The organism is Sorangium sp. So ce1504 (assembly GCF_051521635.1).
Lineage (GTDB): Bacteria > Myxococcota_A > Polyangia > Polyangiales > Polyangiaceae > Sorangium > Sorangium cellulosum_B.
This window is the reverse complement of sequence record NZ_CP150365.1, coordinates 10,537,977-10,560,951: the sequence shown is the minus strand read 5'-3', so window position 1 is coordinate 10,560,951 and position 22,975 is coordinate 10,537,977. Positions and strand designations below refer to the sequence as shown.

The window sequence follows — 22,975 nt, the reverse complement described above, 5'->3', positions numbered from 1 at the left end:
GCTGCGCGTCACGGGAGCTCGCCGCCGCCGCAGAGCAGCGCGGCGAGCTCCTCCGTCCGCTCCGGCGTCGCGAGGTCCCCGGCTGTGACGGTGATCGCGCGGATCCCCTCGGCTCTCCAGCCGCCGTGCTCGCGCTCCGGGGCCGCCGTGATCCGGACGCGCATGAGCTCGCCGGACGCCACGACCGCGAGCTCCACGCCTTCGCCCTCCGGCCCGTCACCGCGGCGGATGGTCACCGCCACCGCGCCGCGCGCCGCGAGCGCCCGCGCGAGCCGGGCCTCCGGCGCCGCCGCTCCGCCGAGCGGGTAGAGCGCCGTGGCGAGCTCCACGGACGCGATCGCCTCGGAGGCGCGCGTCCCCGCGTCGCGCACCGCCCGCCGCAGCCGCTCCGCGCGCTCGCCGTCGCGGTCGAGCGCCGCGCGATCCGCTGGCTCGAGCCGCACCACGCAGCGCACCAGCGCGGCGCCCCCGCTCGAGACCTGCGCCGCCTCGAGCCGCGCGCGGCGGAGCATCGCCGCGCCCCGCGCGTCGCCCGACGCCTCGAGCAGGGCCGCCGCGCCGCCGAGCACCGCGTCCGGAGCCGGCCGCTCGGGCGCCGCCGGGAGGGCGGCCTCCCGGTAGATCTGGCTCCACCCGCGCCCGACGCCGGGCAGGCGCAGCACCAGCGACAGATCGGCGAGCTCCGTCTCCGGCGTGCGGACCGCGCTCGCGAACGCCTCCTTCACCGCCGCGAGGCGGCTCGGATCCGCGGTGAGCGCCGCGAACTCGGGCGCGTCGACGGCCAGCGAGAGGCGCGACGCGCTCACCTCGCGCGACCCCAGCGTCCACCGCTGGGGCGGGGCGGCGAGCGCGAGCTCCCCGCCGGCGACGAGGGCGGCGAGCCCGCGCTCGCCGCGCGCCTCGAGCAGCGCCGCGACCGCGGCCTTGAGCGCGGTCAGCGCCGGGATCACGCCCCGCCCATGCGCCCGCGCCGCGCCGTCCGCTGCTCCTCGAGCGCCGCCTCCTCCTCGAGGGCCGCCTCGGCCTCGCGCTGCGCCTCGGCGTCGACCGCGCGTTGCCCCTGCTGGACGCGCACGGGCTTCGCCTCGGTGACCGCCGCCTCGGCCATCGCGACCGCCGCGTGCCGCACGTCGTCGTACGGCTTCGCGAGGTCGAAGATCACCTTGGTGTTGCCCTGGCTCAGGTTCGCCAGCGCCTCGAAGCGGCGCAGCTCCATCGCCCCGGGCGAGCGCGCGAGGATGCCCGCCGCCTCCGCGAAGTTCTTCGCGCTCTCCACGTCGGCCTCGCTCTTGATGACCACGTAGCGCCGATCGCGCTCGGCGATCGCGCCCTTCGCGAGCACCTCCTGCATCTGGGGCGGCAGCGCGATGTCCTGGAGGCCGATCATCTCCACGTGCAGGCCCCACGCGGCCGCCACCGCCTCGACCTGCGCGCGCACCTTGGCGGCGACCTCCTCGCGGTGCGCGAGCAGCTCGTCGAGCCGCGTCTCGCCCACCACGTCGCGCAGCACGACCTTCGCGCGATCCTTCATCGCGTTCTCGTAGTTCTCGACGGCCAGCGTGGCCTTCTCCGGATCGACGACGCGGTAATAGACGACCGCATCGACCATCGTGGTCACGTTGTCGCGGGTGATCACCATCTGCTGGAGGAGATCGCGGTTCTTCATCCGCGTGTCGATGCGCCGCAGCTCCTGGATCCCCGGGAGGAACAGCGTCACCCCGGGGGATACGCGGCCGGTCAGCTTGCCGAGCGTGAAGCGCAGCGCGGCTTCCCATTGGTTGATCTGCCGCAGCCCCGACAGCAGGTAGAGCACGGCAAACAGCCCGAGCACGGTGAGGATCAGCGACATCGCTCGCGACTCTAGCAGAGCGGATGGCGCGGGCCGCGCGAGCGGTGCGCGCCGGCGGGCGTCCGGACGTTCGCGCGCGCTCGCGGGCGCCCAGGCGCGGCTTCGACCTGGTGTCGTTGCCCCGGCGGTGTACTCTCGCTCCCTCGATGGGTGCCGAGCCGAGCCAGGCGTTGCGCGACGGCCGCTACGTGATCACGCGCGCCCTCGGCGAAGGGGCTCAGGGGCACACGCTCGAGGCCGTCGACAAGCGGCTCGGCAAGCTCGTCGCGATCAAGCGGTTCCAGATCCGCGGCGCCTCGAGCTGGAAGAGCGTGGAGCTCGCCGAGCGCGAGGCCCGGGTGCTCGCGTCGCTCTCGCACCCGAGCCTGCCAGGCTACCTCGATCATTTCGAGGAGGACGGAGCTCTCTTCCTGGTGATGGAGAAGATCGAGGGCGAGAGCCTGGGCGCGATGCGCCGTCGCCGCGCGGTGCTCGGGCGGGACGACATCCTCCGCTTCCTGCGGGACGCCTCGGCCGTGCTCGACTACCTGCACGGCCGCGCGCCGCCGGTCATCCACCGCGACATCAAGCCGAACAACGTGATCCGCCGGCCCGACGGCTCCTTCGCGATCGTCGACTTCGGCGCGGTCCGCGATCGCATGCGTCCCGAGGGCGGGAGCACCGTGGTCGGCACGTTCGGGTACATGGCGCCGGAGCAGTTCCAGGGCCGCGCGCTGCCCGCGTCGGACGTCTATGCGGTCGGCGCGACCGCGCTCTGCCTGCTCACCGGCGAGGAGCCGGAGAACCTGCCGCACCGAGGGCTCGCGATCGACGTGCCCGCTGCCCTCGGCGATCGAGCCGATCCGCGCCTCGTCCGGGCGCTCTCCGCGATGCTGGAGCCCGACCCGGACCGCCGCGCCGCGCGCATCGCTCCGCTCCTTTCGGGGCTCGAAGCGGGCGGCGCGCCCCCGCGTACGCCGCGCGCTGGCGAGCCTGCGGAGGGCTCCGCGGAGCGCGGGGCGCGCAAGGAGGAGCGGCGCACGCGCAAGGACGAGCGCAAGGAAGAGAAGCGCGCGCGCAAGGACGAGCGCAAGGAAGAGAAGCGCGCGCGCAAGGAGGAGCGGCGCGCGCGCCGGCACGAGGGGCGCCCGTCGCTCGATCGCGGCCTGGTGGGCCTGCCGCTCGTGGCCGCGCTGTTCGGCCTCACCGTCGCGCGCATCGCCGTCGGCCTCGCGCTCGGGGTGATCGTCCCGACGGTGCTGACGCTGCTGTCCCTGGTGTTCGGCCGCGTGCTGCGCGAGAAGGCCGCGCCGAACGTGCGCAGGGCCGGGCGGGTCGCCGATCTCGCGCTGCGCCGCGCCACACGCGTCGTCCGCGGGCACCCGGCGCCAGAGGACGCTGCCCAGCGCGGCCAGGCCGCGGCGGCGCGCGTGCGCTTCGAGGAGCAGGAGGCCCCCGGTCGATCGCGCATCCACGACGGCGACGCCGCGCTGGACGAGGAGCTCGACGAGCTGGAGAGCGACGAGCCGGGCCGCACGCACGCCGCCTCGCGGCCGCCTCGCGCGGGGGAGCGCTGAGCGCAGCGCGCGCTCGCGCTCCGGGGCCGCGCGATCAGATGCGACCGCGCGCGGCGTCGAGCTTCAGGCGGAAGACCTCGACGATCGCCTCGGCGAAGATCCGGCGGCTCATCTTCGAGCGGCCTGCGCGGCGGTCGACGAACACGATCGGCACCTCGACCACGCGCAGCCCTTTGCGCAGCGCGCGGTAGGTCGTCTCGATCTGGAACGCGTAGCCGTTCGAGCGCACGCTGCCGAGATCGAGCGAGAGGAGCGCGCGCCGCGTGAACGCCTTGTAGCCGGTCGTGAGGTCGCGGATGCCGACGCCCAGGATGGTCCGCGCGTAGAGGGAGCCGCCCTTCGAGAGCACGTGCCGCCCGAGGCCCCAGCCCTCGACGCCGCCTCCCGGCATGTTGCGCGAGCCGAGCACGACGTCGGCGCCTTGCGCGATCGCGTCGAGGAACGCCGGCAGGTGGCGCGGGTCGTGCGAGAGGTCGGCGTCCATCTCGAACGCGACGTCGTAGCCGCCGTCCAGGGCGCGCTGGAAGCCCTCCAGGTAGGCCGTGCCGAGCCCGCGCTTCGCCGCCCGGTGGAGCACGCGGACGCGCTCGTCGCGCGCGGCGAGCTCGTCGCCGAGGGCGCCTGTCCCGTCGGGCGACGCGTCGTCGACGACGAGCACGTGCGCCTCCGGGGCCGCCGCGAGGACGGAGCTCACGAACTCGGCGAGGTTGTCTCGCTCGTTGTACGTCGGCGTGATGATGAGGGTTCGGGGGGCCATCCTGGCTCGGCGCCGCGCGAGCGGGCGCTCGCACGCGGGATCGTGCGCGCCGTGCAGCGTCGCGCGCCAGGTCCGCGGGCGTCCGCTCGCGCTCAGGCCTCCGCTGCGTCGGCCAGCACGGGCGCTCCGGCGCCGGGCGATCTACCAAAACGACGGCGCAGGCGGAAGGTTCCGCGGGTGCGCCGCGAGCGCCTTGTGGGTTGCCGGAGGCGTGCGCGCCGGGTACTTTCCTTTCCCGACAGGGCGGTCCGCTCTGCATCGGGCCGACAGGCCGGCGCGGCCTCGGTCAACTCACGGGGCGCGCCCCGCGCACGACAGGCGCGGCCCCGAACATGAACAGCGCGGCACCGACGGAGACAATCATGGCAGGCGAGCACGTCGTCACCTTCACCAACGAGAATTTCGAGTCCGAGGTCATCAACTCCCCGATCCCGGTGCTCGTGGACTTCACGGCCACCTGGTGCGGACCCTGCAAGCAGCTCGCGCCGATCGTCGAGACGATCGCCAAGGAGTCCCAGGGCACGCTGAAGGTCGGCAAGCTCGACATCGACGCGGCGCCCAAGCTCGCCCAGAAATACAACGTCCGCGCCGTTCCGACGTGCATCCTGTTCCGGGGCGGCGAGAAGGCGGGCTCGTACACCGGCGTCGCGAGCAAGGAAAAGCTCCTCCGGGAGCTCGGCGTCTGATCCGCGGCCGCGCGTGACGCCGGCGTGACAGCGCCCGGCGCGACAGAGCCCGAGCGCGCCGGCGCTCCCCTTCCCACAGACCGAAACCACCCCAAATACCGACCGAAAGCCCTCCCGGCGAGGCGCCGCTCCGGCCAGCCGGCCGCGGCCCCGCCGCCGCCGGCGCTCCACGTCGCCGGCGCCCCGTGGCTGAGGCTTTGCTTGACCGTCGCGCGCGAGGTGACTACGACTCGCGCCGGCCACTTTCCCAGGAGTTCGTGATGGCGACGAAGATCGCAATTAACGGTTTTGGGCGCATCGGACGCTGCATTGTCCGCGCGCTTTACGAGCGCGGCGTGAAGGATATCGAGCTGGTCGCCATCAACGACCTGACGGATCCGGCGACGCTCGCCCACCTCTTCCAGTACGACTCGATCCACCGCGAGTTCAAGGCGGCGAAGGTCGGTCACGGCGACAAGCACATCAGCATCGGCGATCGGAAGATCGAGGTCCTCGCGCTGAAGGATCCGGCCGAGCTGCCGTGGAAGAGCCTCGGCGTCGACATCGTCCTCGAGTGCACGGGCCTCTTCACGGACAAGGCGAAGGCCGCCGGCCACATCAACGCGGGCGCCAAGCGCGTGATCATCAGCGCGCCGGCCAAGGGCCACGACCTCACGGTCGTGATGGGCGTGAACGACGAGCTCTACGACGCGCAGAAGCACACGGTCATCTCGTGCGGCTCCTGCACGACGAACTGCCTCGCCCCCATCGCCAAGGTGATGCTCGACAACTTCGGCATCGTCCGCGGCCTGATGACGACGGTCCACTCGTACACGAACGACCAGCACCTGCTCGACATCCCGCACCGCAAGGGCGACCTGCGCCGCGCGCGCGCCGCCGCGGTCAACATGATCCCCTCGAGCACCGGCGCCGCGAAGGCGCTGTCCGAGGTCATCCCGGCGCTCAAGGGCAAGTTCGACGGGCTCGCGATCCGCGTCCCCACGGTCGACGTCTCGCTCGTGGACCTCACCCTCGAGACCGAGAAGCCGATCACGAAGGAGAGCATCCACGCCGCGATGAAGCAGGCCGCCGAGCAGGGGCCGATGAAGGACGTCCTCAACTACACCGATCGGGAGCTCGTCTCGGGCGACTTCATCGGCTCGCCCGCGTCCAGCACCTTCGACTCGACCATGACGTCGGTCCTCGGCGATCGCTTCGCGAAGATCTTCTCGTGGTACGACAACGAGTGGGGCTTCTCGAACCGCATGATCGACCTCGCGCAGCTCGTGGCGAGGAAGGGCGTCTAGCGCCGTGAAGCTCACCGGAATCCGCTCCGTCGAAGACCTCGCCGCCGCCGGGGACGCTGCTGGCCTCAGCGGCAAGCGCGTCTTCATCCGCGTCGACTTCAACGTCCCGCTCGACAAGAAGACGGGCAAGATCACGGACGACTCGCGCATCCGCGAGGCGATCCCGACGATCAAGCTCGTCATGGAGGCGGGCGCGAAGGTGATCCTCGCGTCGCACCTCGGCCGCCCGAAGCCGGGCAAGACCGAGGGGCTCTCGCTGGAGCCGTGCGGGGGGCGGCTCAGTGAGCTCACGGGCTACGAGGTCCACCTGCCGGACGACTGTGTCGGCGACTCGCCCAAGAAGGTCATCTACGACCTCAGGGCGGGCCAGATCTGCCTCCTCGAGAACCTCCGCTTCCACGAGGAGGAGGAGAAGGACGACGAGGGGTTCGCGCGCCAGCTCGCCGAGCTCTGCGACGTCTACGTCGACGACGCCTTCGGCGCCGTGCACCGCGCCCACGCGTCGGTGCACGCGCTGCCGCGCCTCATGCGCGAGCGCGCCGCCGGCCTCCTCCTCCAGAAGGAGCTCAAGGCGCTGACCCGGCTCGTCGATCGCCCGGAGAAGCCTTACGTCGCCGTCCTCGGCGGCGCCAAGGTCTCCGACAAGATCGACGTCGTCGAGGCGCTCCTCAACGTGGTCGACACCCTGTGCATCGGCGGCGCGATGGCGAACACCTTCCTCGCCGCGCAGGGCAAGAACCTGCAGAAGAGCCGGATCGAGGAGGACAAGCTCCCGCTGGCGCGCACGATCATGAGCAAGGCGCGCGATCGGGGCATCCAGCTCCTCCTGCCCGTCGACGCCGTCGTCGCCACGAGCATCGACGCGACGCAGGGCGCGCCCGCGTCCGTCGACGCGATCCCCGAGGGCACGATGGCGCTCGACATCGGCCCCCGCTCGATCGAGCAGTTCGGCCAGGCGATCGAGCGGGCGAAGACGGTGTTCTGGAACGGCCCGATGGGCCTCTTCGAGACGCCGGCCTTCTCCAAGGGCACGTTCGACGTCGCGCGCATCATGAGCGGCGCCTCCGGCTTCACGGTGGTCGGCGGCGGCGACAGCGCGGCGGCGGTCAAGCAGGCCGGCGAGCACATCGCCAAGGGCTTCGATCACATCTCGACCGGCGGCGGCGCTTCGCTCGAGCTCATCGAGGGCAAGCGTCTCCCTGGCGTCGAGGCGCTCCGGTCGGCCGAGGTGAGCGAGTGAAGCCCGGGAACGATGGGGGCACGTCCGCGGAGGCGGGCGCCGCCCCGCGGGCGGCCTCGCGTCGTCCGCTCATCGCCGGCAACTGGAAGATGAACGCCGGGGGCCAGGACGCGTGTCCTCTCTCGGCGGCCGTCGCCAAGGCGACGCGCGAGCTCACCCGGGTCGAGGTGGTGGTCGCTCCGCCGTTCACGGCGATCGCCGCCGTGGCCCACGAGCTCGCGGAGGCGAAGAGCGAGGTCGGCATCGCCGCGCAGAACATGAGCGCCGAGGTCTCCGGGGCGTTCACCGGCGAGGTCTCCTCGGGCATGCTCAAGGACGCGGGCGCGACCTGGGTGATCCTCGGGCACAGCGAGCGGCGGCAGCTGTTCGCCGAGACCGACGAGTCGGTCGCCCGGAAGGTCGCCTCGGCGATGGCCGCCGAGCTGCGCCCCATCGTCTGCGTCGGCGAGACGCTCGAGCAGCGCGAGGCGGGTGAGACGCTCGCCGTGGTCGAGCGGCAGGTCCGCGCCGTCCTCGACGAGCTCGCGAAGCAGCCCGGCTTCGGCGTCATCGCCTACGAGCCGGTCTGGGCGATCGGGACCGGCAAGGTCGCGCGCGCCGAGGACGCCCAGGAGGTGCACGCGTTCATCCGCGGCCTGCTCGCGAAGGCCTCGGAGGACCTCGCGGGCGTCACGCGCATCCTCTACGGCGGCAGCGTCAAGGCCGACAACGCCGAGGCGCTGCTCGCCCAGGACGATATCGACGGCGCGCTGGTCGGCGGAGCTTCGCTCGACGCCGCTGGCTTCGCCAAGATCGTCGACGCCGCTCACCGACTGGCGGAGCGCGCGGAACAGGGGTAGATCGCAGGCCGCTCCCGTCTCGCCGCGGGAGCGCCGGCCTGCCCACTTGCCCCTTGGACCCCTCGCGCGGTCCAGACTCACCCAGCTGAAAGACGCCGATGCTTCACACGTTCCTCAACATCGTGCACGTGTTCGTCTGTCTGTTCCTGATCCTCGTCGTGCTCCTCCAGCAGGGCCGCGGGGGCGGGATGGGCTCGGCCATGGGCGGCGCGACGGCGCAGGTGTTCGGCGGCCGCGGCGCCGGCAACTTCATGACCCGCCTCACGGCCATCTGCGCCGCCGTCTTCATGGCGACGAGCGTGTCGCTCGCCTACCTCTCGTCGGCAGGCGACCGCGAGCTGCGCGAGTTCGAGAAATCCCAGGAAAAGTAGGCTCGCGTGCTAGGGCCCGCCCCCGCGCCGGGGAGGGAAGCGGGTAGGGCGCTCGACGCGAGGCCGTCCGTGGAGGCGGCGTCGGCCGTCTCCGTCCCTTTCGCGCGCGACCTTGCCCTCGTCGCCCTTGCCAAGGCGGTCGTTTCCGCCCTGGTCCTCGCGCTCGGCTTCCGGGCGGTGAGCGATGACGACTTCGCGCGCGTGGTCCTCGCGCAGGCGTGGGCCCACGCGCCCCGGCTCGACCCGACGGGGACGAGCTGGCTGCCTGTCCCTTTCTGGCTCAACGGCGCGCTCTTCTGCGTTCTTGGGCGCCTCTTCGCGCCGACCCTCGAGGTCGCCCGCGCCATCGCGTTCGCCCTCGGCCTGGCTTCGGCCGCGCTCGTCCACCTCGCCGCCCGCTGGATCACGGGTGACCGCCGCGCCGCGCTCGCCGGCGCGCTGCTCGCCGGCGCCTTCCCCTGGAGCGCTTGCCTCGGCGTGGCGACGGTCCCCGAGCTGCCGACCGCCGCCCTCTCGCTGTTCGCGGTGGCGTCGCTCGTCACGCCGCCGGCCGGGCCTGCGCCCCCGGCTGGGCGCGCCCTCCTCGGCGCGTTCGCGCTCGTGCTCGCGACGCTCTCCCGCTACGAACCCTGGTCCGTCGCCGTCGCCTTCGCGGCGATGGCGCTGCTCGCTGCCGCCCGCCTCGGCCAGGGCCGCGGCGCGCAGGCGAAGCTCGCGCTCGCCGCGCTCTTCGCGCTCGCCGGGCCCGCCGCGTGGATCGCGTGGAACCGCGTCGCTCACGGCGACGCGCTGCATTTCCTGGCCCGCGTCGCCTCCTACCGCAACGCGATCGGCCCGGGCGGCGACGGCTCGCTGCTGCGGCTCTTCGCGTACCCTGCCGCGATGGTCCGCGAGGAGCCGGAGCTCTTCGTGTGGCCCATCGCCATCGCCCTCGTCGCATGGCGTGCCCGCCGCGGCGCTGCGCCGGCGGCGGCCCGACCGCTTCCACCGCTCCTTCGCGCGGCCCGTCCGTACGCGCTCCCCGGCGCCGTCGCCGCCTTCCAGATCGCGGCGCTCTCGCTCGCCCTCGTGCGCGACGGCGCGCCCACCCACCACCCCGAGCGAGCGACCCTCCTCGCGTTGCTCTTGCTCGCCCTCGCCGTCGGAGATCTCTCGGCGCGCGCCTTCCGGGGCGCCTCGGCCGGCGCGCGGCGCGCCCTCGGCGGCGCGCTGCTGGTGGTGCTGGCCCTCGGCGCCCTCTTCCGCCCGCACCTGCGCCGCGAGCACTTCAATCCGCGGAGGGACGAGGTCGCCATCGGCCGCGCCGCCGCGGAGCTCACGCCTCCTTCCGCGCCCCTCCTCCTCGAGGTCGTCGACTATGGCCACCTCGCGGCGCTCGCCGCCCTGGGGCGTCCCGAGGGGGTGCACCCCGATCGCTCGATCGATCCCCGTGATCCGCCTGTCCGCTCGAGCTTCGAGGACCCCGCCTCGCTCGCGCGCCGCGCCGCGGGCCTGGGCGCCGCCTACCTCATCGGGCGCGTCAGGCCGCCCGTCATCGATTTCGCCGGCCCGCCGCTCGCGACGCGCGGCGCCTGGGGGATCTGGCCGGTGCCGGCAGGCGGCGCGCTCGGGGCCTTGCCGGAGGGTGGCTCCAGGGGCCCCGCGCACCCGGCGGACAGGGCGCCATGAGCGAGCCCGCAAAGCCCTTCTTCGCGCACCCGTCTGCGTGCATCGACGAGCCCTGCGACATCGGCGAGGGGACGAAGGTGTGGCACTTCTGCCATGTCTCGGCGGGGGCGCGGATCGGCCGCGCTTGCGTCCTCGGCCAGAACGTCTTCGTCGCGGGTACCGCCGTCATCGGCGATGGCGTCCGGATCCAGAACAACGTGTCTCTTTATGACGGCACGCTGGTCGAGGACGACGTGTTCCTCGGCCCGTCCGCGGTGCTCACCAACGTCGTCAACCCGCGTGCCCCGATCGACCGACGCGCGTTCCTCGACACGACGCGCATCCGTCGCGGCGCCACCGTGGGCGCCAATGCCACCATCGTCTGCGGCGTCACGATAGGGCGCCATGCGTTCGTCGGCGCCGGCGCGGTCGTCACGCGCGACGTGCCCGACTATGCGCTCGTCACCGGCGTGCCGGCCCGGCGTACCGGCTGGATGAGCCGCCACGGTCACAAGCTCGTCGCCTCGCGCGACGGCCTCCTGCGCTGCCCCGAGAGCGGCTATCGCTACGAGCGCCGCGGCGACATCGTCCGTTGTCTCGATCTCGACGAGGACGCGCCGCTCGCCACGACCCGCGCCGCGGCCACGCGCCATTACCGCGATCCCCTCTCCGCGGAGGACACCGACGGATGACCGCGCCTGTTCCCTTCTTCGATCGGGCCCGCGGCGATCTCGCCATGCAGGACGAGCTCTCCGCCGTGTTCCAGTCGGTCCTCCGGAGCGGCCACTACATCCTCGGTCCGGAGGTCGAGGCCTTCGAGTCGGAGTGCGCCGCGTACCTCGGCGTCCGGCACGCGATCGGCGTCTCTTCCGGCACCGACGCGCTGCTCGTCGCGCTGATGGCGCTCGGCGTCGGCGCGGGCGACGAGGTCGTGTGTCCCGCCTACACGTTCTTCGCGACCGCGGGCGCCATCCATCGCACCGGCGCCACGCCGGTCTTCGCGGACGTGCTCCCTGGCTCGTTGAACCTCGACCCCGCCTCCACGGCGCGCGCCGTGACGGAGCGCACCCGGGCGATCCTCGCCGTCCACCTCTTCGGCGGCTGCGCGCCCATGGACGAGCTCCTCGCGATCGCGGGCGGCCGCGGCCTGCCGGTCATCGAGGACGCGGCCCAGGCGTTCGGCGCCGAGCGCGGCGGCCGCCGCGCCGGGGCGCTCGGGCTCATGGGGTGCTTCTCGTTCTTCCCGACCAAGAACCTCGGCGGTTTCGGCGATGGCGGGCTCGTGACCACCGATCACGACGAGCTCGCGGAGCGCGTCCGGGCGCTCAGGGCGCAGGGCGCTCGGAAGAAGCACCATCACACCCGCGTCGGCGGCAACTTCCGGCTCGACGCGCTCCAGGCGGCGCTCCTCCGGCGCAAGCTCCCGCGGCTCGACGCGCTCCTCGAGCGGCGGCGCGAGCACGCCGCGCGGTATGCCGCGCTGCTCGGCGGGCGAGATCTGCCCCTCGCGCTGCCGGACGCCGGCGCTGCGGGGCGCACGTTCAATCAGTATGTGATTCGCCTGAAGGATGCCTCTCTGCGCGATCCGCTGCGGAGCTCGCTTGCGGAGCAGGGCATCGGCACCGAGATCTATTATCCCGCGCCGCTCCACCTCCAGCCCTGCTTCGCGCGCCTTGGCCCGCCGGAGGGCTCCCTTCCGGTCGCTGAGGCGGCGGCGCGCGACACGCTCGCGCTCCCCATCTTTCCCGAGCTCACGGGCGAGGAGGTCGCCCGCGTGGCGGCCGCTATCGCCTCGTTCTTCGGTTGAGCCGGGCGCCTCGGCGCAGCGGCGTCAAGGCACCTCGGCTGCACCTCGCGTCGAGAGCGGCGCGCGTGCGCCATGGCGCCGGGCTTCGGCTTGCCGGATCGCGCGAGCGGGTGCTAGCGTGCGCCGCGCTGACGATGTTGCCGGCTCGCGCCATCACCCCGACTCCTTCCAGCGATCACCTCGCGCTGGGGGTCTCTGTACGGGAGCGGGCTCCGGCGGTCTCGACCGTGCACCACCTCGACGCCGACGGCACGGTCTGGGCGAGCCATGGGCGCGTCGTGCTGCGCCGCGCCCGCGGCGTCGGCGCGTTCGAGCCGTTTTGCCGGTTTCCCGCGGCGATGCCGCGTGACGCCATGGCGTTCCAGCGCCTGCTCGTCCGGGCGGCGCGCGCCGACAAGTGCAATGTGTACCGCACGTCGCGCGGAGTCGTCATCGGGGTTCGCGCGGGGACGATTTACCGGCTCGAGGAGGGGCGCGATCCGGCGCCGCTGGGCGCGATCGCTGGCGACTGCGTCCTGCACCGCGGGATCGCGGAGGACCCTCTCGGCGCCGCGTACCTCGGCGAGTACACGAGGAACGAGCGCCGTGGTCCGGTGCGCGTTCACCGGGTCGCCCCTGACGGCGACCGCGTCGATGTAGCCCACGAGTTCTCCGCGGGGTCGGTGCGGCATGTTCATGGCATCTTCGCCGACCCGTTCGACGTCGGCGCGGCGTGGGTGACCACCGGTGATCTCGACGGCGAGTGCTACCTGTGGCGAACGCGCGACTGGTTCCGCACGATCGAGAGGTTCGGGGACGGCACGCAGCGCTGGCGCGCCGTGCAGCTGTTCTTCACCGCGGACCACGTGTGCTGGTTGACCGACTCCGAGGTGACGCAGAACCATGCATGCCGCGCCGATCGACGCTCGCTCGCCCTCGAGGTGGGCTGTGCGATCCCCGCCTCGGCGTGGCACGGGGCCCAGCTCCCAGGTCCGGTGCTCATCGCGCTCACGGTCGTCGAGCGCGGCGCCGGGGTTCACCGCGACACGGCCGCCGTCCTCGCGAGCCGCGACGGGATCACCTGGCGGGAGCTCGCCTGCTTCCGCAAGGATCGATGGAGTCCTTACTGGTTGTTCAAGAACGGTGTCCTCACGCTGCCGTCTGGACATCTGCGTCAGGACGATCTCTGGTTGAGCGGAGAGGCGCTCGTGGGGCTGGACGGGAGCAGCGTGCGTATCGCGATCGACGGGGGCTTGCCGTGACCCTGCGCGATCGCGTGCTGGCGGGCGTCCGCGCCGCCGCGGTGTGGCTCGATGATCCCGCCCGGGGGCGCGAGCGCCGGAGCCGCCTCGAGGCCGCGCTGCGACGGGCGGCGTCCGGGGTGACCCGCGCCGCGCCGGCGCGCGCCGAGGGCGCCCTCCGCCCGGCGCTGGAGCAGCGCCGGTGGCGCGCTGGCGCGTGCGCCGACATCGAGGCGGCGCTCGCCGCAGGCGACGCTCGGGGAGCCGAGGAGCTCGAGCGGCTGCTTCGTCATGTCGAGCTGCGTCGCGGCGACGCCTTGGCGGAGATCGAGCCGCCGCAGGATCGCGCCGGCGTCGCGCGTGAGCGCGCCGCGGTCTGCTCGCTGCTCGCGCGGCAGGCGCCAGCGCGCCGCGACTGGCGGCTGCTCAACGCCGCCCTCAAGCTCGCGGATCGGTTCGCGCCGGGGATGTCGCGGCGGGTCGGACCCGAGGTCGCCGCGGACTGGGCTGCGGCGCTCCGCGACGTCGAATCCGCCCTCGCGGAGCTGGAGGCGCAATGCGCATCGCGCTCCTAGCGCCCGTGCACACAAGCATGTACGCGCGGCTGCTCGCGTGGCGGCTCGGTCGCACCGACGGCATCGAGCTGACCGACGTCCTGCTGCGAGCGCCTTACCAGCTCGACCGGCTCCGCGACGAGCTTCGCCTCACCACGCCCGGCCGCGTGCTCGCCAAGGTCACCGGCAAGGTCCTGGTCGGCAGCCTCTCGTCCCCTCGCGAGGGGGAGCGATCGGTGCGGGACATCGCCGCCGAGGAGGGGCTCCCGGGGGCGTCCCTGCGAGACGTCGCTGCGGCGATCGGCGCGCGGTTCCACGTGGTCCAGAACCACAACGACGACCGGTCGCTCGCCGCGCTCCGGGCCGCCGCGCCCGACCTGATCGTGTTCGCGGGCGGCGGCCTGCTTCGCGCTCCGCTGCTGGCGATTCCCAGGATCGGTGTCCTCAACGCCCATGCGGGCGTCTTGCCCAGGTACCGTGGCATGGACGTCGCGCTGTGGCCCTTCCTCGAGGACGGCCCGCCCGAGCTCGGGGTCACCGTGCACCTCATCGACACGGGCGTCGACACAGGGCCCGTCCTGCTGGTCGAGCGGTTCGCGCTCGAGCCCGGAGACGACCACCCGGCCGTGATGAGGCGCGTCGAGCGCGTCGGGCTCGAGCTCATGTGTCGCGCGGTGCGCGGCCTGCGCGACGGGACCTTGACGCCTGCCCCCCAGGCCGCCGACGCGGGGCGCCAGCATTTCGTGCTGCACCCTGCGATCGCGGCGATCGCGGCGCGGCGGCTCCGGGCGCTCGCCCGCTGATCACGCCCCCGCATCGCACGCGCACCGCCGGCTCCTCGGCTGCGAGATGCTCCCCCTCGCCGGGGCCCCGGGTCGATGACCCGCCGCGCGCCCTCATCCGGCGGCTCCTTCGCGCGGCGCTTCGCGACCGGTGAACCTGAGCCCCGGAGCGTACAATCGGCGCGTGAAGGCGAGGATTCGTGAGCTCGGTTCATCGATCGACCCGTCCGAGGCCGCGCACGCCCTGCGGCTCCTGGTGGCGATCGCGGATCTGCGCTCGTTCTCCGCGGCGGCCGAGCGGCTGGGTCTCACGCCCTCGGCGGTGAGCAAGGCCGTCTCCCACGCCGAGGCTCGGCTCGGCGTGCAGCTCGTGCAGCGCACGACGCGCCGGGACTCGCTGACCGATCTCGGCGAAGCGTACGTCGCGCGCGGCCGGCAGCTCCTCGCCGACGTCGAGTCGCTCGAGCGCGACATCGCCGCGCGCGACCAGGCGGTGCGCGGTCCGCTGCGCGTCGCGGCGCCCGCGGTCTACGGCGCGTGCCGCGTCGCCCCGCTCTGCGCGCGCTTCCAGGCCGAGCACCCGGGCGTCACCGTGGATCTCCGCTGCGGCGATCGGCTCGCCGATCTGGTCGAGGAGCGCATCGACGTCGCGGTGCGCATGCTCTCCGCGCTCCCGGCCGAGCTCGTCGCGCGGCCGCTCGAGGACGACCGGCGCGGGCTCTACGCGAGCCCGGGCTACCTCCGCCGCCACCGCGCGCCGCGCGCCGCGGCGGAGCTCGGATCACACGCCGGGCTCCGCTACGGCGCGGGCGGCGCGTCGCACGTCGCGTTTCGTCTCGTCGAGCCCGGCGGCGCCGCGGCGACGGCGCGCTTGCCCGCGGTCTTCTCGAGCGACAGCGTCCTCGCCGTGCTCGAGGCGACGCGCGCCGGCCTCGGCCTGGCCGAGCTGCCCGCGTACCTCGCCGCGCCCGACGTCGCCGCGGGCAGGCTGCGCGAGGTGCTCGCCGGGTGGCTCTCGGTGCGCCGCCAGGTCGTCGCGGTGTACCTCCCGTCGCGCTTCCTGCCCGCGCGGGTGCGCGCGTTCGTCGACCACCTCGTCGGCGCCCTCCGCGCGCCCGGCCGCGCGCGGCGCTGACGGCGGACGGCGGCGCGGGCAAACCGGGAATCTCGTTTGGCGTTTGGCGCTGCGGCGGTGCTGCCCACGGGGCCGGGCCGCGCGACCCTGCCTGTGCTAGACGTGCGCGCCATGAGCGTCGAGGTTGGCATCGTCGGACTGCCCAACGTGGGCAAGAGCACCCTGTTCAACGCGCTGACGGCCGCCAAGGCCGAGGCGCAGAATTACCCCTTCTGCACGATCGAGCCCAACGTCGGCGCCGTCCCTGTCCCTGACGACCGGCTCACGACGCTCGCGAAGTTCATCAAGACCGAGAAGATCATCCCTGCCATGGTGCAGGTGGTCGACATCGCCGGGCTCGTGCGCGGCGCGAGCACGGGCGAGGGGCTCGGGAACAAATTCCTGAGTCATATCCGTGAGGTAGATGCCATCCTCCACGTGGTCCGCTGCTTCACGCTCGCGGACGTCGTGCACGTCGACGGCGGGGTCGACCCGCTCCGCGACATCGACACGATCGAGACGGAGCTGATGCTGGCCGACCTCGGCTCCCTCGAGGGGATGCTGGAGCGCACGCGGAAGCAGGCCAAGGGCGACAAGGAGCTCCTCCCGAAGATCGCGCTCATGGAGAAGTGCCTCGAGGCGCTCCAGGCCGGCAAGCCCGTCCGTGGGCTCTCCTTCGACGACGAGCAGCGGAAGGTCGTGAAGACGTTCGGCCTGATCACGGCGAAGAAGGTCCTCTACGTGGCGAACGTCGACGAGTCCGACGTCTCCGGCACGGGCCCGCTCGCGACGAAGGTGCGCGAGCGGGCCGCCTCCGAGGGCAGCGGCGTCGTGCCGGTCTGCAGCAAGCTCGAGGCGGAGCTGAACGAGCTCGCGCCCGACGAGCGCAAGGAGATGCTCGAGAGCCTCGGCATGAAGGAGCCCGCGCTCTCGACGCTCGCGCGCGAGGCCTACCGGCTGCTCGGCCTCCAGAGCTACTTCACGGCCGGTCCCAAGGAGATCCGCGCCTGGACGATCCCGATCGGGTGTACGGCGCCGCAGGCCGCGGGGGTCATCCACACCGATTTCGAGAAGGGCTTCATCCGGGCGGAGGTCTACAAGGTGGACGACCTCGTCGAGCACAGGACCGAGGCCGCCATCCGCGCCGCTGGCAAGCTGCGCGTCGAGGGCAAGACGTACGTCTTCCAGGACGCCGACGTCGCGCACTTCCTCTTCAACGTCTGAACCGTCCGTCCCACGAGCGCGCCCGCCGCCGTCGCTCTCCCTGAGCGCGCCCGGTGCGCCCCTGCTTCGCGGGCGGCGCGGCATCGCCGTTGCTCCTCCGGCGTTCGCGCAGGCGCGGTGTGCCGGCCACGACCGCCGGCGCTCCGCGGACCTCGCGCTTCTCGGACGGAGGCAGGACGGTGCCCAGGGCGAGCGTCGGCGCGTGGTGTGTGCTGGTTCTCCTCTCCTCGTGGGGGAGCGCCGCGGCGGGCTGCGTCGCGGATGCCACCGACGTCCCGCCCGAGGAGGCGGGCGCCCCGGACCCGGGCGGCGGCGCGGCGCGGGCGCCTGTTCCGCCCGCGCTATGCGATTTGCCGCGCGGGTTCTCGGAGGGCGCGCCGCCCCGCTTTCCAGCGGTGCCCGCGCCGGCCATCGGCCACAGGCCATCTGCGGAGCCCGGCGACGACGTCTTCGGCCGCTTCCTGCGATCCACCGTCGTCTTCTGTGGGCCCGACGAGCAGCCGTATTTCCTTCACTATCGCTTTTACCTCACTGGCCCGTTCTCGGGCCGCTGGCTGCGCCCGCCGCTGGTCCAGCCGCTCTGACCGCGCCCCACTGCCCAGCCCGCCTGGCGGCCGGAACCGTCGCCGTTCGTCGCCGTTCTTTGGACGATCGCGCCGATGGCCGCGGCGCCACGTCCGGTTTTTTGACCCCCTGGATCCGCTCGGCTACCTCCTTCGCCTTCACGGGACGAAAGGACGATCATTTGGGCGCACTCAAAGGATCCATCTCATTCTCGAAGTTCTATGTCCGCGGCGAGCTCACCGAGGGGTTCCGCGACAGGTTCGTCGAGCGAATCCAGCTCCGCGCGTTCCGGCCGCTCACGGTCGAAGAGGACGCGGAGCAGCGCGCCGGGTGGTGCTCCATCGAGAATCCGCTCGACTGCGAGCTCGATCACGGCAAGATCTTCTTCAACTCGTACATCAACCTCGGGCTCAGGACCGATCGCTGGCAGGTGCCCTCGGCGCTCTTCAAGGCGCATTTCGCCGAGGCGGAGCGGGAGCACCTCGCGAAGCGCGGGCGCGAAAAGCTCGGGCGGCGCGAGAAGGAGGAGCTCCGGGCCGTCGTGTCGAGGAAGCTCCGCGCGCAGCTCATGCCGGTGATGAAGGTCGTGGATCTGTCCTGGAACCTGGAGGCCGGCGTCGTCCGGTTCTGGAACCAGTCGCCGCGCGCGCACGAGGGGCTCTCGGAGCTCTTCGAAGAGACCTTCGAGCTCGATCTCGTGCCGGAGAGCCCGTATACCGCCGCCCGTGAGCTCGGCTTGTCGGCCGAGCAGCTGGCCGCGTTCGAGCTGCTCAAGCCCACGGTCTTCCACGCTGAATCGACCCTTGGAGGTGCCCTGTGAGCCTCGCTGAGCTGATCGAGCAGCGCCGGTTCGTCGGCCGCGAATTCCTTGTCTGGCTCTGGTTCGAGAGCGAGCTCTTCGAGGGCCGCTTCTCCCTGGACGCCCTCGGCGTCTGCGAGCTCTGGCTCGAGGGGCAGATCACGCTCGTCCAGGAGAAGGAGCAGAGCCGGCTCAAGGGCGCGGCGCCGAGCAGCGCCCCCGAGGCCCACGAGGCGCTGCGCCAGGGCAAGCTCCCGTCGCACGCGCGCGTCCGCGTCACGCGCGGAGAGCTCGAGTATGCCTTCCTGTTCAACGCCGACGCGTTCTCGCTCTCGGGCGTGAAGATCCCGAGCGTCGTCAAGGACGCCGCGGACGAGCAGTTCTACGAGCGCATGTACCTCATCGAGGAGCTCGAGACGCTCTTCACCGCGCTCTACGGCGAGTTCCTCGCGCTCCGCCTCGGCGCCGCCTGGGAGTCCGGGGTGGCGCCGTTCATCCGCACCTGGGTCCGGGGCGAGCCCGTCGACACGGCCGCGTATCAGAAGCTCCGGGGCAAGCTCGCGCCCGTCCGCGGCGCGGCGAGGTCGAGGACGACCCCGCCGCCAGCGGAGAGGCCCGAGCGCGCGGCGCGCGTCGTCGCCTGAGCGCGCCGGCCGCCGTGCGCCGGCCACGCCGCGCAGGGCCGGCGCGCTCGCGCAGCCACGTCTACTTCACCTTGTCATAGACCTGCCTCGCCATCGCGAGGTGCTCCCGCAGCAGCGGCAGCCCCGTGGCGGCGAAGCGCCTCACGTCGGCGTCCTTCGCCTCCTTCGTGGCCTCCTTGAACTCCTCGACGTCGTCCTCGTGGTCGTCGACCATCTCGCTCATGTACTTCCGGTCGAACTCGGCCCCTGTCTTCCTGGACAGCTCGTCGACCTCCTCGCGCTGTTCCTGAGAGAGCTCCTGCGGCACGGGCACGCCCTTCTGCTGCGCGAGCGCCGCGAGCCGCTTGTTCATCGCCGAGTGGTCGTCGATCATCCGCTGCGCGAAGCGCTTCACGTCCGGGCTCGCGGCGCGCTGCTGCGCGAGCTGCCCGAGCCGCACCTCCAGCAGCCCTCCCTGGCCGGCCTCCTCCACGAACTCCCGTACGCGTTCTGCGGACCACATCCTGTCTTCGAGCCTCTGCGCCGCTTAGAAACCCGCGCCGGAGGTACCGATGGACGAGAGCACACGCACCTGGCGCGACCGCGTGGCGCGCTGGCACAAGAGCGGGCACTCCGCCCGCGTGTTCGCGGAGCAGGAGGGGGTCAACGCCGGCACACTGTACTCCTGGAGCCGCCGACTGGGCATGAAGCGGAGCGAGTACCGGCAGCGCTCGGAGAAGGCGACGCTTCCGACGCTGCTGCCCGTGGTGGTCGCCCCGCCAGCATCCACGACGCCCTCGCCGGGCGCGGCGCTGGAGATCGTCTTGCCGGACGGGGCGGTCGTCCGCGTCCCGCCGTCGTTCGACGAGGTTACGCTGGCGCGCGTTGTTCGTGCGCTCGGGGGGGCGCGATGATCCCTGGCCGCGTCTCGATCTACGTTGCCACCGAGCCGCTCGATCTACGGCGCTCGTTCGATGGTCTCGCTGCCGTCGTGCGCGAGGTGCTGCGACAAGACCCGCTCTCCGGAGCGCTGTTTCTCTTTTTCAACCGGGCAGCCGATCGCTGCAAGGCCCTTTGGTGGGACCGCAGCGGGTACTGTCTACTTTACAAAAGGCTCGAGCGTGGGGCGTTTCGAGCCCCGCGTGCCGTCACTCCGGGAGCCACGAGCGTCCTCATTGACGCCGCCGAGCTCGCGAAGATCCTGGAAGGCATCGCCCTGTCGCCTTCGAAGTTGCGGCGAGCGGTCCCGTTCGCCGAGACCGCACCGCCTCCGGTCCCCTGATCTCGCCTGACAGCCTCGCACGCTCCTGGGTAGCCCCACGGTTGCATTGCCTCGAGCGACATAAATTTTCCTCCACAAGCCCCTTCAAAAAGCAAGAGCTCACGAGTACTTACCGCGCCGTGAGCAAGCCGGTCGAAGAGCAGATTCGCGAGCTCAAGGACAAGCTCGCGCGCGCTGCCCACGAGCGGGACGAGTACCGCAAGCTCTACGAGCTCGCCAGCATCGAGCTGGAGCGGCTTCGCCGGCACATCTTCGGCCAGAAGGCCGAGCACGTCGACCCCGGGCAGATGCAGCTCGCCTTCGATGCGATCGTGCAGATGCTCGCGGGCACCGGGGCGCAGCCGGATGCGGGCGCGACCGGCTCACCCGACGGTCGCGATGGCGCGGCGCCGAACGGCTCCTCCGGAGGCGGGGACAAGGGGCGCCAAGCTCGCCCGCACGGGCGGCAACGGCTGCCCGAGCATCTGCCGGTCGAGCGGATCGAGCTGTTGCCGCCGGAGGCGCAGGACGAGCGCGCGACCGCGCTTGTCCGCATCGGCGAGGAGGTGTCGGAGACGCTGGAGTGGCGGCCCGCGAGCTTCGTGCGACTGCAGATCGTGAGGCCGAAGTTCGCGGTCAAAGGTGAGCCCGAGCAAGGCGATCACGATCGCCGACGTCCCCGACAGCCCTGTCCCGCGCAGCCTCGCCGGTCCGGGGTTGCTCGCGCACGTGCTGGTGAGCAAGTACGCCGACCACTTGCCGCTTCACCGGCAGGAGAAGATGTTCGAGCGCTGGGGCCTTCACCTCTCGCGCTCGACGCTGTGCGGCTGGGTCGAATCGTGCGCCGGCAAGCTCGCGATCGTCGTCGAGGCGATGGCCAAGGACGCCCTGAACGCGCACTGCATAGCCATCGACGCCACCGGCGTGCTCGTGCAAGCAAAGGAGAAGTGTCGGCGGGGCCACTTCTGGGTCCTGGTGGCGGACCGAGATCACGTCCTGTTCCGTTTCACGCCGCATCACAACCAGGATGGTCCGAAGGAGTTCCTTCGCGGCTACAAGGGCTATGTCCAGGCCGACGCCTCGAACGTCTACGAGCAGCTCTTCCGCACCGAGGGGGTGACCGAGGTCGGTTGCTGGGCCCATTGCCGGCGAAAGTTCTTCGAGGCGATGACCTCCGACCGGGACCGCGCGACGGTAGCCATCGGCTTCATTCGCAAGCTCTACGCGATCGACAAGGCGACCAAGGAGCTGGCTCCGAACCGTCGAACCGAGCAGCGCCGGACGGATGCCGAGCCCGTGCTCGTGGCCTTCCGCGCGTGGCTTGAGACAGAGGACCTGCTCGTCCTCCCGAGGAGCCCCATCGCAGGCGCCATCGGCTACGCGCTCAACCAATGGACCGCGCTCACTCGCTTCCTCGAGGATGGTCGGCTCCGCCTGGACAACAACCGGAGCGAGCTTGAGCTCCGCCGTGAAGCCGTGGGCCGTAAGAACTGGCTCTTCGTGGGCAGCAAGGACGGTGCCGAGTGGAACGCCACCATCGTGTCGCTCATCGCCTCCTGCGCGCTGCACGGCATCGAGCCCTGGGCCTACTTGCGCGACGTGCTGATCCTGCTGCCCACCTGGCCTCCCGAGCGGGTCATCGAGCTCGCTCCCAAGTCCTGGAAGCAGACCCTCGAGAACGCCGACGCTCGGCAACGGCTCGCGGCCAGTCCGTGGCCCCGGGCGCCGGACGCGACGCCCAGCTGATCGCTCCTCAGCGTCGCCGTCCGCTGCCGTGGGCAACGTCGCCGCCTTGCCGCCCGCCGGGCGCACCGGTCGCCGGCTTTGGCGCGCTGGTGCCGGCTCTTCGGCGCTTGCGCGGTCGACGCGTGGCTTCCGGCGCCTTGTCAACGATTCGGGCCCGGCAGAGGCATCGGCGGCGCGCGGCTTCGCCGCCGCACGCCTGCGGGCGACTTGCACGCGGGCGGCGACGTCGGCGTCGACTGCCGGTTCCCCGACTCGCTGGGCCAAGCCCCCCTTCGTCGCAGGCCGCTCTTGCTCTCGCATCGCGTCGCGAATCTACGGTGACGGCGCGCACCTCGCGACGATGTGGTCTACAGAACGGATACAACTCCCGATCCGATTCGTTGAGCTTGGTCTGGTTGGCTCGGGCTTGCTCCCCTGCCGGGCGCTGCCCCTCTGCAGCTGTGGAGACCGGCAAGGACGCTGCCGCCATCATGATGGTGAATAGAACAGGCTTGAGCATCTCCTTCCCTCCTTGTCCTGGCGGTCGTCCACGACCGCGCGGCCGCGCCGAGCGCTCCATCGTCCCGCGACGGCCGCGCTCCACGGCTCGGCGCCTCCGGTCGAGCCGCCCGCCGTTTGTCGTGAGGTCGGGGCGCTCTGGCAAGGGGCGCAGCGAGCAGGTGATCGCCTCCGACTGGAAGGGCAAAAGGCTCCCGAGAACTGGGCCCCGGCCGATCGCTCCATCTACGGTTGGCGCCTGTGGTCGGCGAGTTCTTCAAGCGCCTCACGAACGGCGTCGTCTTCCTCCTCGCCGCCCTGACCTTCTTCCTCGTCCCCATCGGCAGGAAGACGGCCGCGCAGCACCTCGTCGCGATCGTCTCGACACCGCCGGCCAGGGAGGCCGCCTCGGCCTTCGCCCACATCGCTCGGCGCATCGCCACCGAGGCGAGCACCGAGCTGGACAAGCTCCGCCGCCCGCCGCCCTCGCAGCGCGAGCCGAAGCCGGCGACCGCGAAGGTGAGGCCGCCGCCGTAGCCGTCCCCGCCGTCGTTGCGGGTTGATCGCGCCGGG

25 protein-coding genes and 1 pseudogene are annotated in these 22,975 nt (G+C 72.3%); 22 read left to right on the top strand and 4 right to left on the bottom strand.

All coding sequences use genetic code 11. The features are described 5' to 3' along the window. Nucleotides 1-8: 8 nt before the first annotated feature. Together WMF39_RS39775 and WMF39_RS39770 are read right to left on the bottom strand one after the other, a co-directional pair. The gene (locus WMF39_RS39775; protein WP_437741666.1) at nt 9-950 is read right to left on the bottom strand and encodes a hypothetical protein; all 942 of its coding nucleotides are present in this window, start codon (nt 948-950) and stop codon (nt 9-11) included. Next, on the bottom strand, nt 947-1,849 hold the full coding sequence (locus WMF39_RS39770; RefSeq protein WP_437741665.1) for an SPFH domain-containing protein: 903 nt from the start codon (nt 1,847-1,849) through the stop codon (nt 947-949). Before WMF39_RS39770 ends, WMF39_RS39775 begins: the two co-directional genes overlap by 4 nt. 146 nt (nt 1,850-1,995) lie before the next feature. Here WMF39_RS39770 and WMF39_RS39765 point away from each other — a divergent pair, with 146 nt between their 5' ends. Further along, entirely contained in the window at nt 1,996-3,405 is a 1,410-nt protein-coding gene (locus WMF39_RS39765; RefSeq protein WP_437741664.1) for a serine/threonine protein kinase, read from the top strand. Nucleotides 3,406-3,439: 34 nt separating this feature from the next. Here the strand turns inward: WMF39_RS39765 and WMF39_RS39760 are convergent, their stop codons facing one another. Then, the gene (locus WMF39_RS39760; RefSeq protein ID WP_437741663.1) at nt 3,440-4,162 is read right to left on the bottom strand and encodes a polyprenol monophosphomannose synthase; all 723 of its coding nucleotides are present in this window, start codon (nt 4,160-4,162) and stop codon (nt 3,440-3,442) included. A gap of 362 nt (nt 4,163-4,524) precedes the next feature. Between WMF39_RS39760 and trxA the strand changes: the two genes are divergently transcribed. From trxA to WMF39_RS39680, 16 genes are all read left to right on the top strand, one after another. Further along, on the top strand, nt 4,525-4,848 hold the full coding sequence (gene trxA, locus WMF39_RS39755; RefSeq protein ID WP_272102748.1) for a thioredoxin: 324 nt from the start codon (nt 4,525-4,527) through the stop codon (nt 4,846-4,848). Nucleotides 4,849-5,108: 260 nt separating this feature from the next. Further along, on the top strand, nt 5,109-6,134 hold the full coding sequence (gene gap, locus WMF39_RS39750) for a type I glyceraldehyde-3-phosphate dehydrogenase (RefSeq protein ID WP_272102749.1): 1,026 nt from the start codon (nt 5,109-5,111) through the stop codon (nt 6,132-6,134). A gap of 4 nt (nt 6,135-6,138) precedes the next feature. Beyond that, nucleotides 6,139-7,374 carry a phosphoglycerate kinase gene (locus tag WMF39_RS39745; RefSeq protein WP_437741662.1) on the top strand — a complete coding sequence of 412 codons (1,236 nt, stop codon included), beginning with the start codon at nt 6,139-6,141 and terminating at the stop codon, nt 7,372-7,374. Then, nucleotides 7,371-8,213, top strand: coding sequence for a triose-phosphate isomerase (gene tpiA, locus WMF39_RS39740; protein ID WP_437741661.1), 843 nt, complete (start codon nt 7,371-7,373; stop codon nt 8,211-8,213). Before WMF39_RS39745 ends, tpiA begins: the two co-directional genes overlap by 4 nt. Nucleotides 8,214-8,311: 98 nt before the next feature. Further along, nucleotides 8,312-8,584: a preprotein translocase subunit SecG gene (gene secG / locus WMF39_RS39735; RefSeq protein ID WP_104985237.1), complete on the top strand. Its 273-nt coding sequence runs from the start codon at nt 8,312-8,314 to the stop codon at nt 8,582-8,584. 6 nt (nt 8,585-8,590) lie between these two features. Next, entirely contained in the window at nt 8,591-10,252 is a 1,662-nt protein-coding gene (locus tag WMF39_RS39730) for a hypothetical protein (RefSeq protein ID WP_437741660.1), read from the top strand. Further along, on the top strand, nt 10,249-10,923 hold the full coding sequence (locus tag WMF39_RS39725) for an acyltransferase (protein ID WP_437741659.1): 675 nt from the start codon (nt 10,249-10,251) through the stop codon (nt 10,921-10,923). The genes WMF39_RS39730 and WMF39_RS39725 overlap by 4 nt, the downstream gene beginning before the upstream one ends. After that, nucleotides 10,920-12,038: a DegT/DnrJ/EryC1/StrS family aminotransferase gene (locus tag WMF39_RS39720; RefSeq protein WP_437741658.1), complete on the top strand. Its 1,119-nt coding sequence runs from the start codon at nt 10,920-10,922 to the stop codon at nt 12,036-12,038. Before WMF39_RS39725 ends, WMF39_RS39720 begins: the two co-directional genes overlap by 4 nt. Nucleotides 12,039-12,172: 134 nt before the next feature. After that, nucleotides 12,173-13,279 (top strand): hypothetical protein, encoded by a 1,107-nt coding sequence (locus WMF39_RS39715; RefSeq protein ID WP_437741657.1) that lies wholly within the window; start codon nt 12,173-12,175, stop codon nt 13,277-13,279. Continuing rightward, the gene (locus tag WMF39_RS39710) at nt 13,276-13,833 is read left to right on the top strand and encodes a hypothetical protein (protein ID WP_012239950.1); all 558 of its coding nucleotides are present in this window, start codon (nt 13,276-13,278) and stop codon (nt 13,831-13,833) included. The genes WMF39_RS39715 and WMF39_RS39710 overlap by 4 nt, the downstream gene beginning before the upstream one ends. After that, nucleotides 13,815-14,615, top strand: a complete 801-nt coding sequence (locus WMF39_RS39705; RefSeq protein WP_437741656.1) for a formyl transferase — start codon at nt 13,815-13,817, stop codon at nt 14,613-14,615. Before WMF39_RS39710 ends, WMF39_RS39705 begins: the two co-directional genes overlap by 19 nt. A 163-nt stretch (nt 14,616-14,778) precedes the next feature. Then, nucleotides 14,779-15,729, top strand: a complete 951-nt coding sequence (locus WMF39_RS39700) for a LysR substrate-binding domain-containing protein (protein ID WP_437741655.1) — start codon at nt 14,779-14,781, stop codon at nt 15,727-15,729. Nucleotides 15,730-15,840: 111 nt separating this feature from the next. Next, a complete protein-coding gene (ychF, locus tag WMF39_RS39695; RefSeq protein ID WP_437741654.1) occupies nt 15,841-16,932 on the top strand; it encodes a redox-regulated ATPase YchF in 1,092 nt (363 codons plus the stop codon). 179 nt (nt 16,933-17,111) lie between these two features. Next, nucleotides 17,112-17,516, top strand: a complete 405-nt coding sequence (locus WMF39_RS39690; protein ID WP_437741653.1) for a hypothetical protein — start codon at nt 17,112-17,114, stop codon at nt 17,514-17,516. 161 nt (nt 17,517-17,677) lie between these two features. Further along, entirely contained in the window at nt 17,678-18,316 is a 639-nt protein-coding gene (locus tag WMF39_RS39685; RefSeq protein WP_437741652.1) for a hypothetical protein, read from the top strand. Then, nucleotides 18,313-18,939 (top strand): hypothetical protein, encoded by a 627-nt coding sequence (locus tag WMF39_RS39680; protein ID WP_437295126.1) that lies wholly within the window; start codon nt 18,313-18,315, stop codon nt 18,937-18,939. Before WMF39_RS39685 ends, WMF39_RS39680 begins: the two co-directional genes overlap by 4 nt. Before the next feature lie 61 nt (nt 18,940-19,000). Here WMF39_RS39680 and WMF39_RS39675 read toward each other — a convergent pair whose 3' ends face one another. Continuing rightward, nucleotides 19,001-19,441, bottom strand: a complete 441-nt coding sequence (locus WMF39_RS39675) for a DUF4142 domain-containing protein (RefSeq protein WP_437741651.1) — start codon at nt 19,439-19,441, stop codon at nt 19,001-19,003. A gap of 49 nt (nt 19,442-19,490) precedes the next feature. On the opposite strand from WMF39_RS39675, the gene tnpA reads away from it, so the two are divergent. From tnpA to WMF39_RS39650, 5 genes and pseudogenes are all read left to right on the top strand, one after another. Next, complete coding sequence (gene tnpA, locus WMF39_RS39670; protein WP_437740545.1) at nt 19,491-19,832, top strand: IS66 family insertion sequence element accessory protein TnpA; 342 nt, start codon at nt 19,491-19,493, stop codon at nt 19,830-19,832. Next, nucleotides 19,829-20,200 carry an IS66 family insertion sequence element accessory protein TnpB gene (gene tnpB, locus WMF39_RS39665; RefSeq protein ID WP_437740544.1) on the top strand — a complete coding sequence of 124 codons (372 nt, stop codon included), beginning with the start codon at nt 19,829-19,831 and terminating at the stop codon, nt 20,198-20,200. The genes tnpA and tnpB overlap by 4 nt, the downstream gene beginning before the upstream one ends. A 119-nt stretch (nt 20,201-20,319) precedes the next feature. Then, nucleotides 20,320-20,622: pseudogene (locus WMF39_RS39660) on the top strand (IS66 family transposase); the annotation flags it as partial. 199 nt (nt 20,623-20,821) lie between these two features. Beyond that, nucleotides 20,822-21,925: an IS66 family transposase gene (gene tnpC, locus WMF39_RS39655; protein WP_437741650.1), complete on the top strand. Its 1,104-nt coding sequence runs from the start codon at nt 20,822-20,824 to the stop codon at nt 21,923-21,925. A gap of 738 nt (nt 21,926-22,663) precedes the next feature. Continuing rightward, complete coding sequence (locus WMF39_RS39650) at nt 22,664-22,939, top strand: hypothetical protein (RefSeq protein WP_437741649.1); 276 nt, start codon at nt 22,664-22,666, stop codon at nt 22,937-22,939. Nucleotides 22,940-22,975 lie beyond the last annotated feature (36 nt).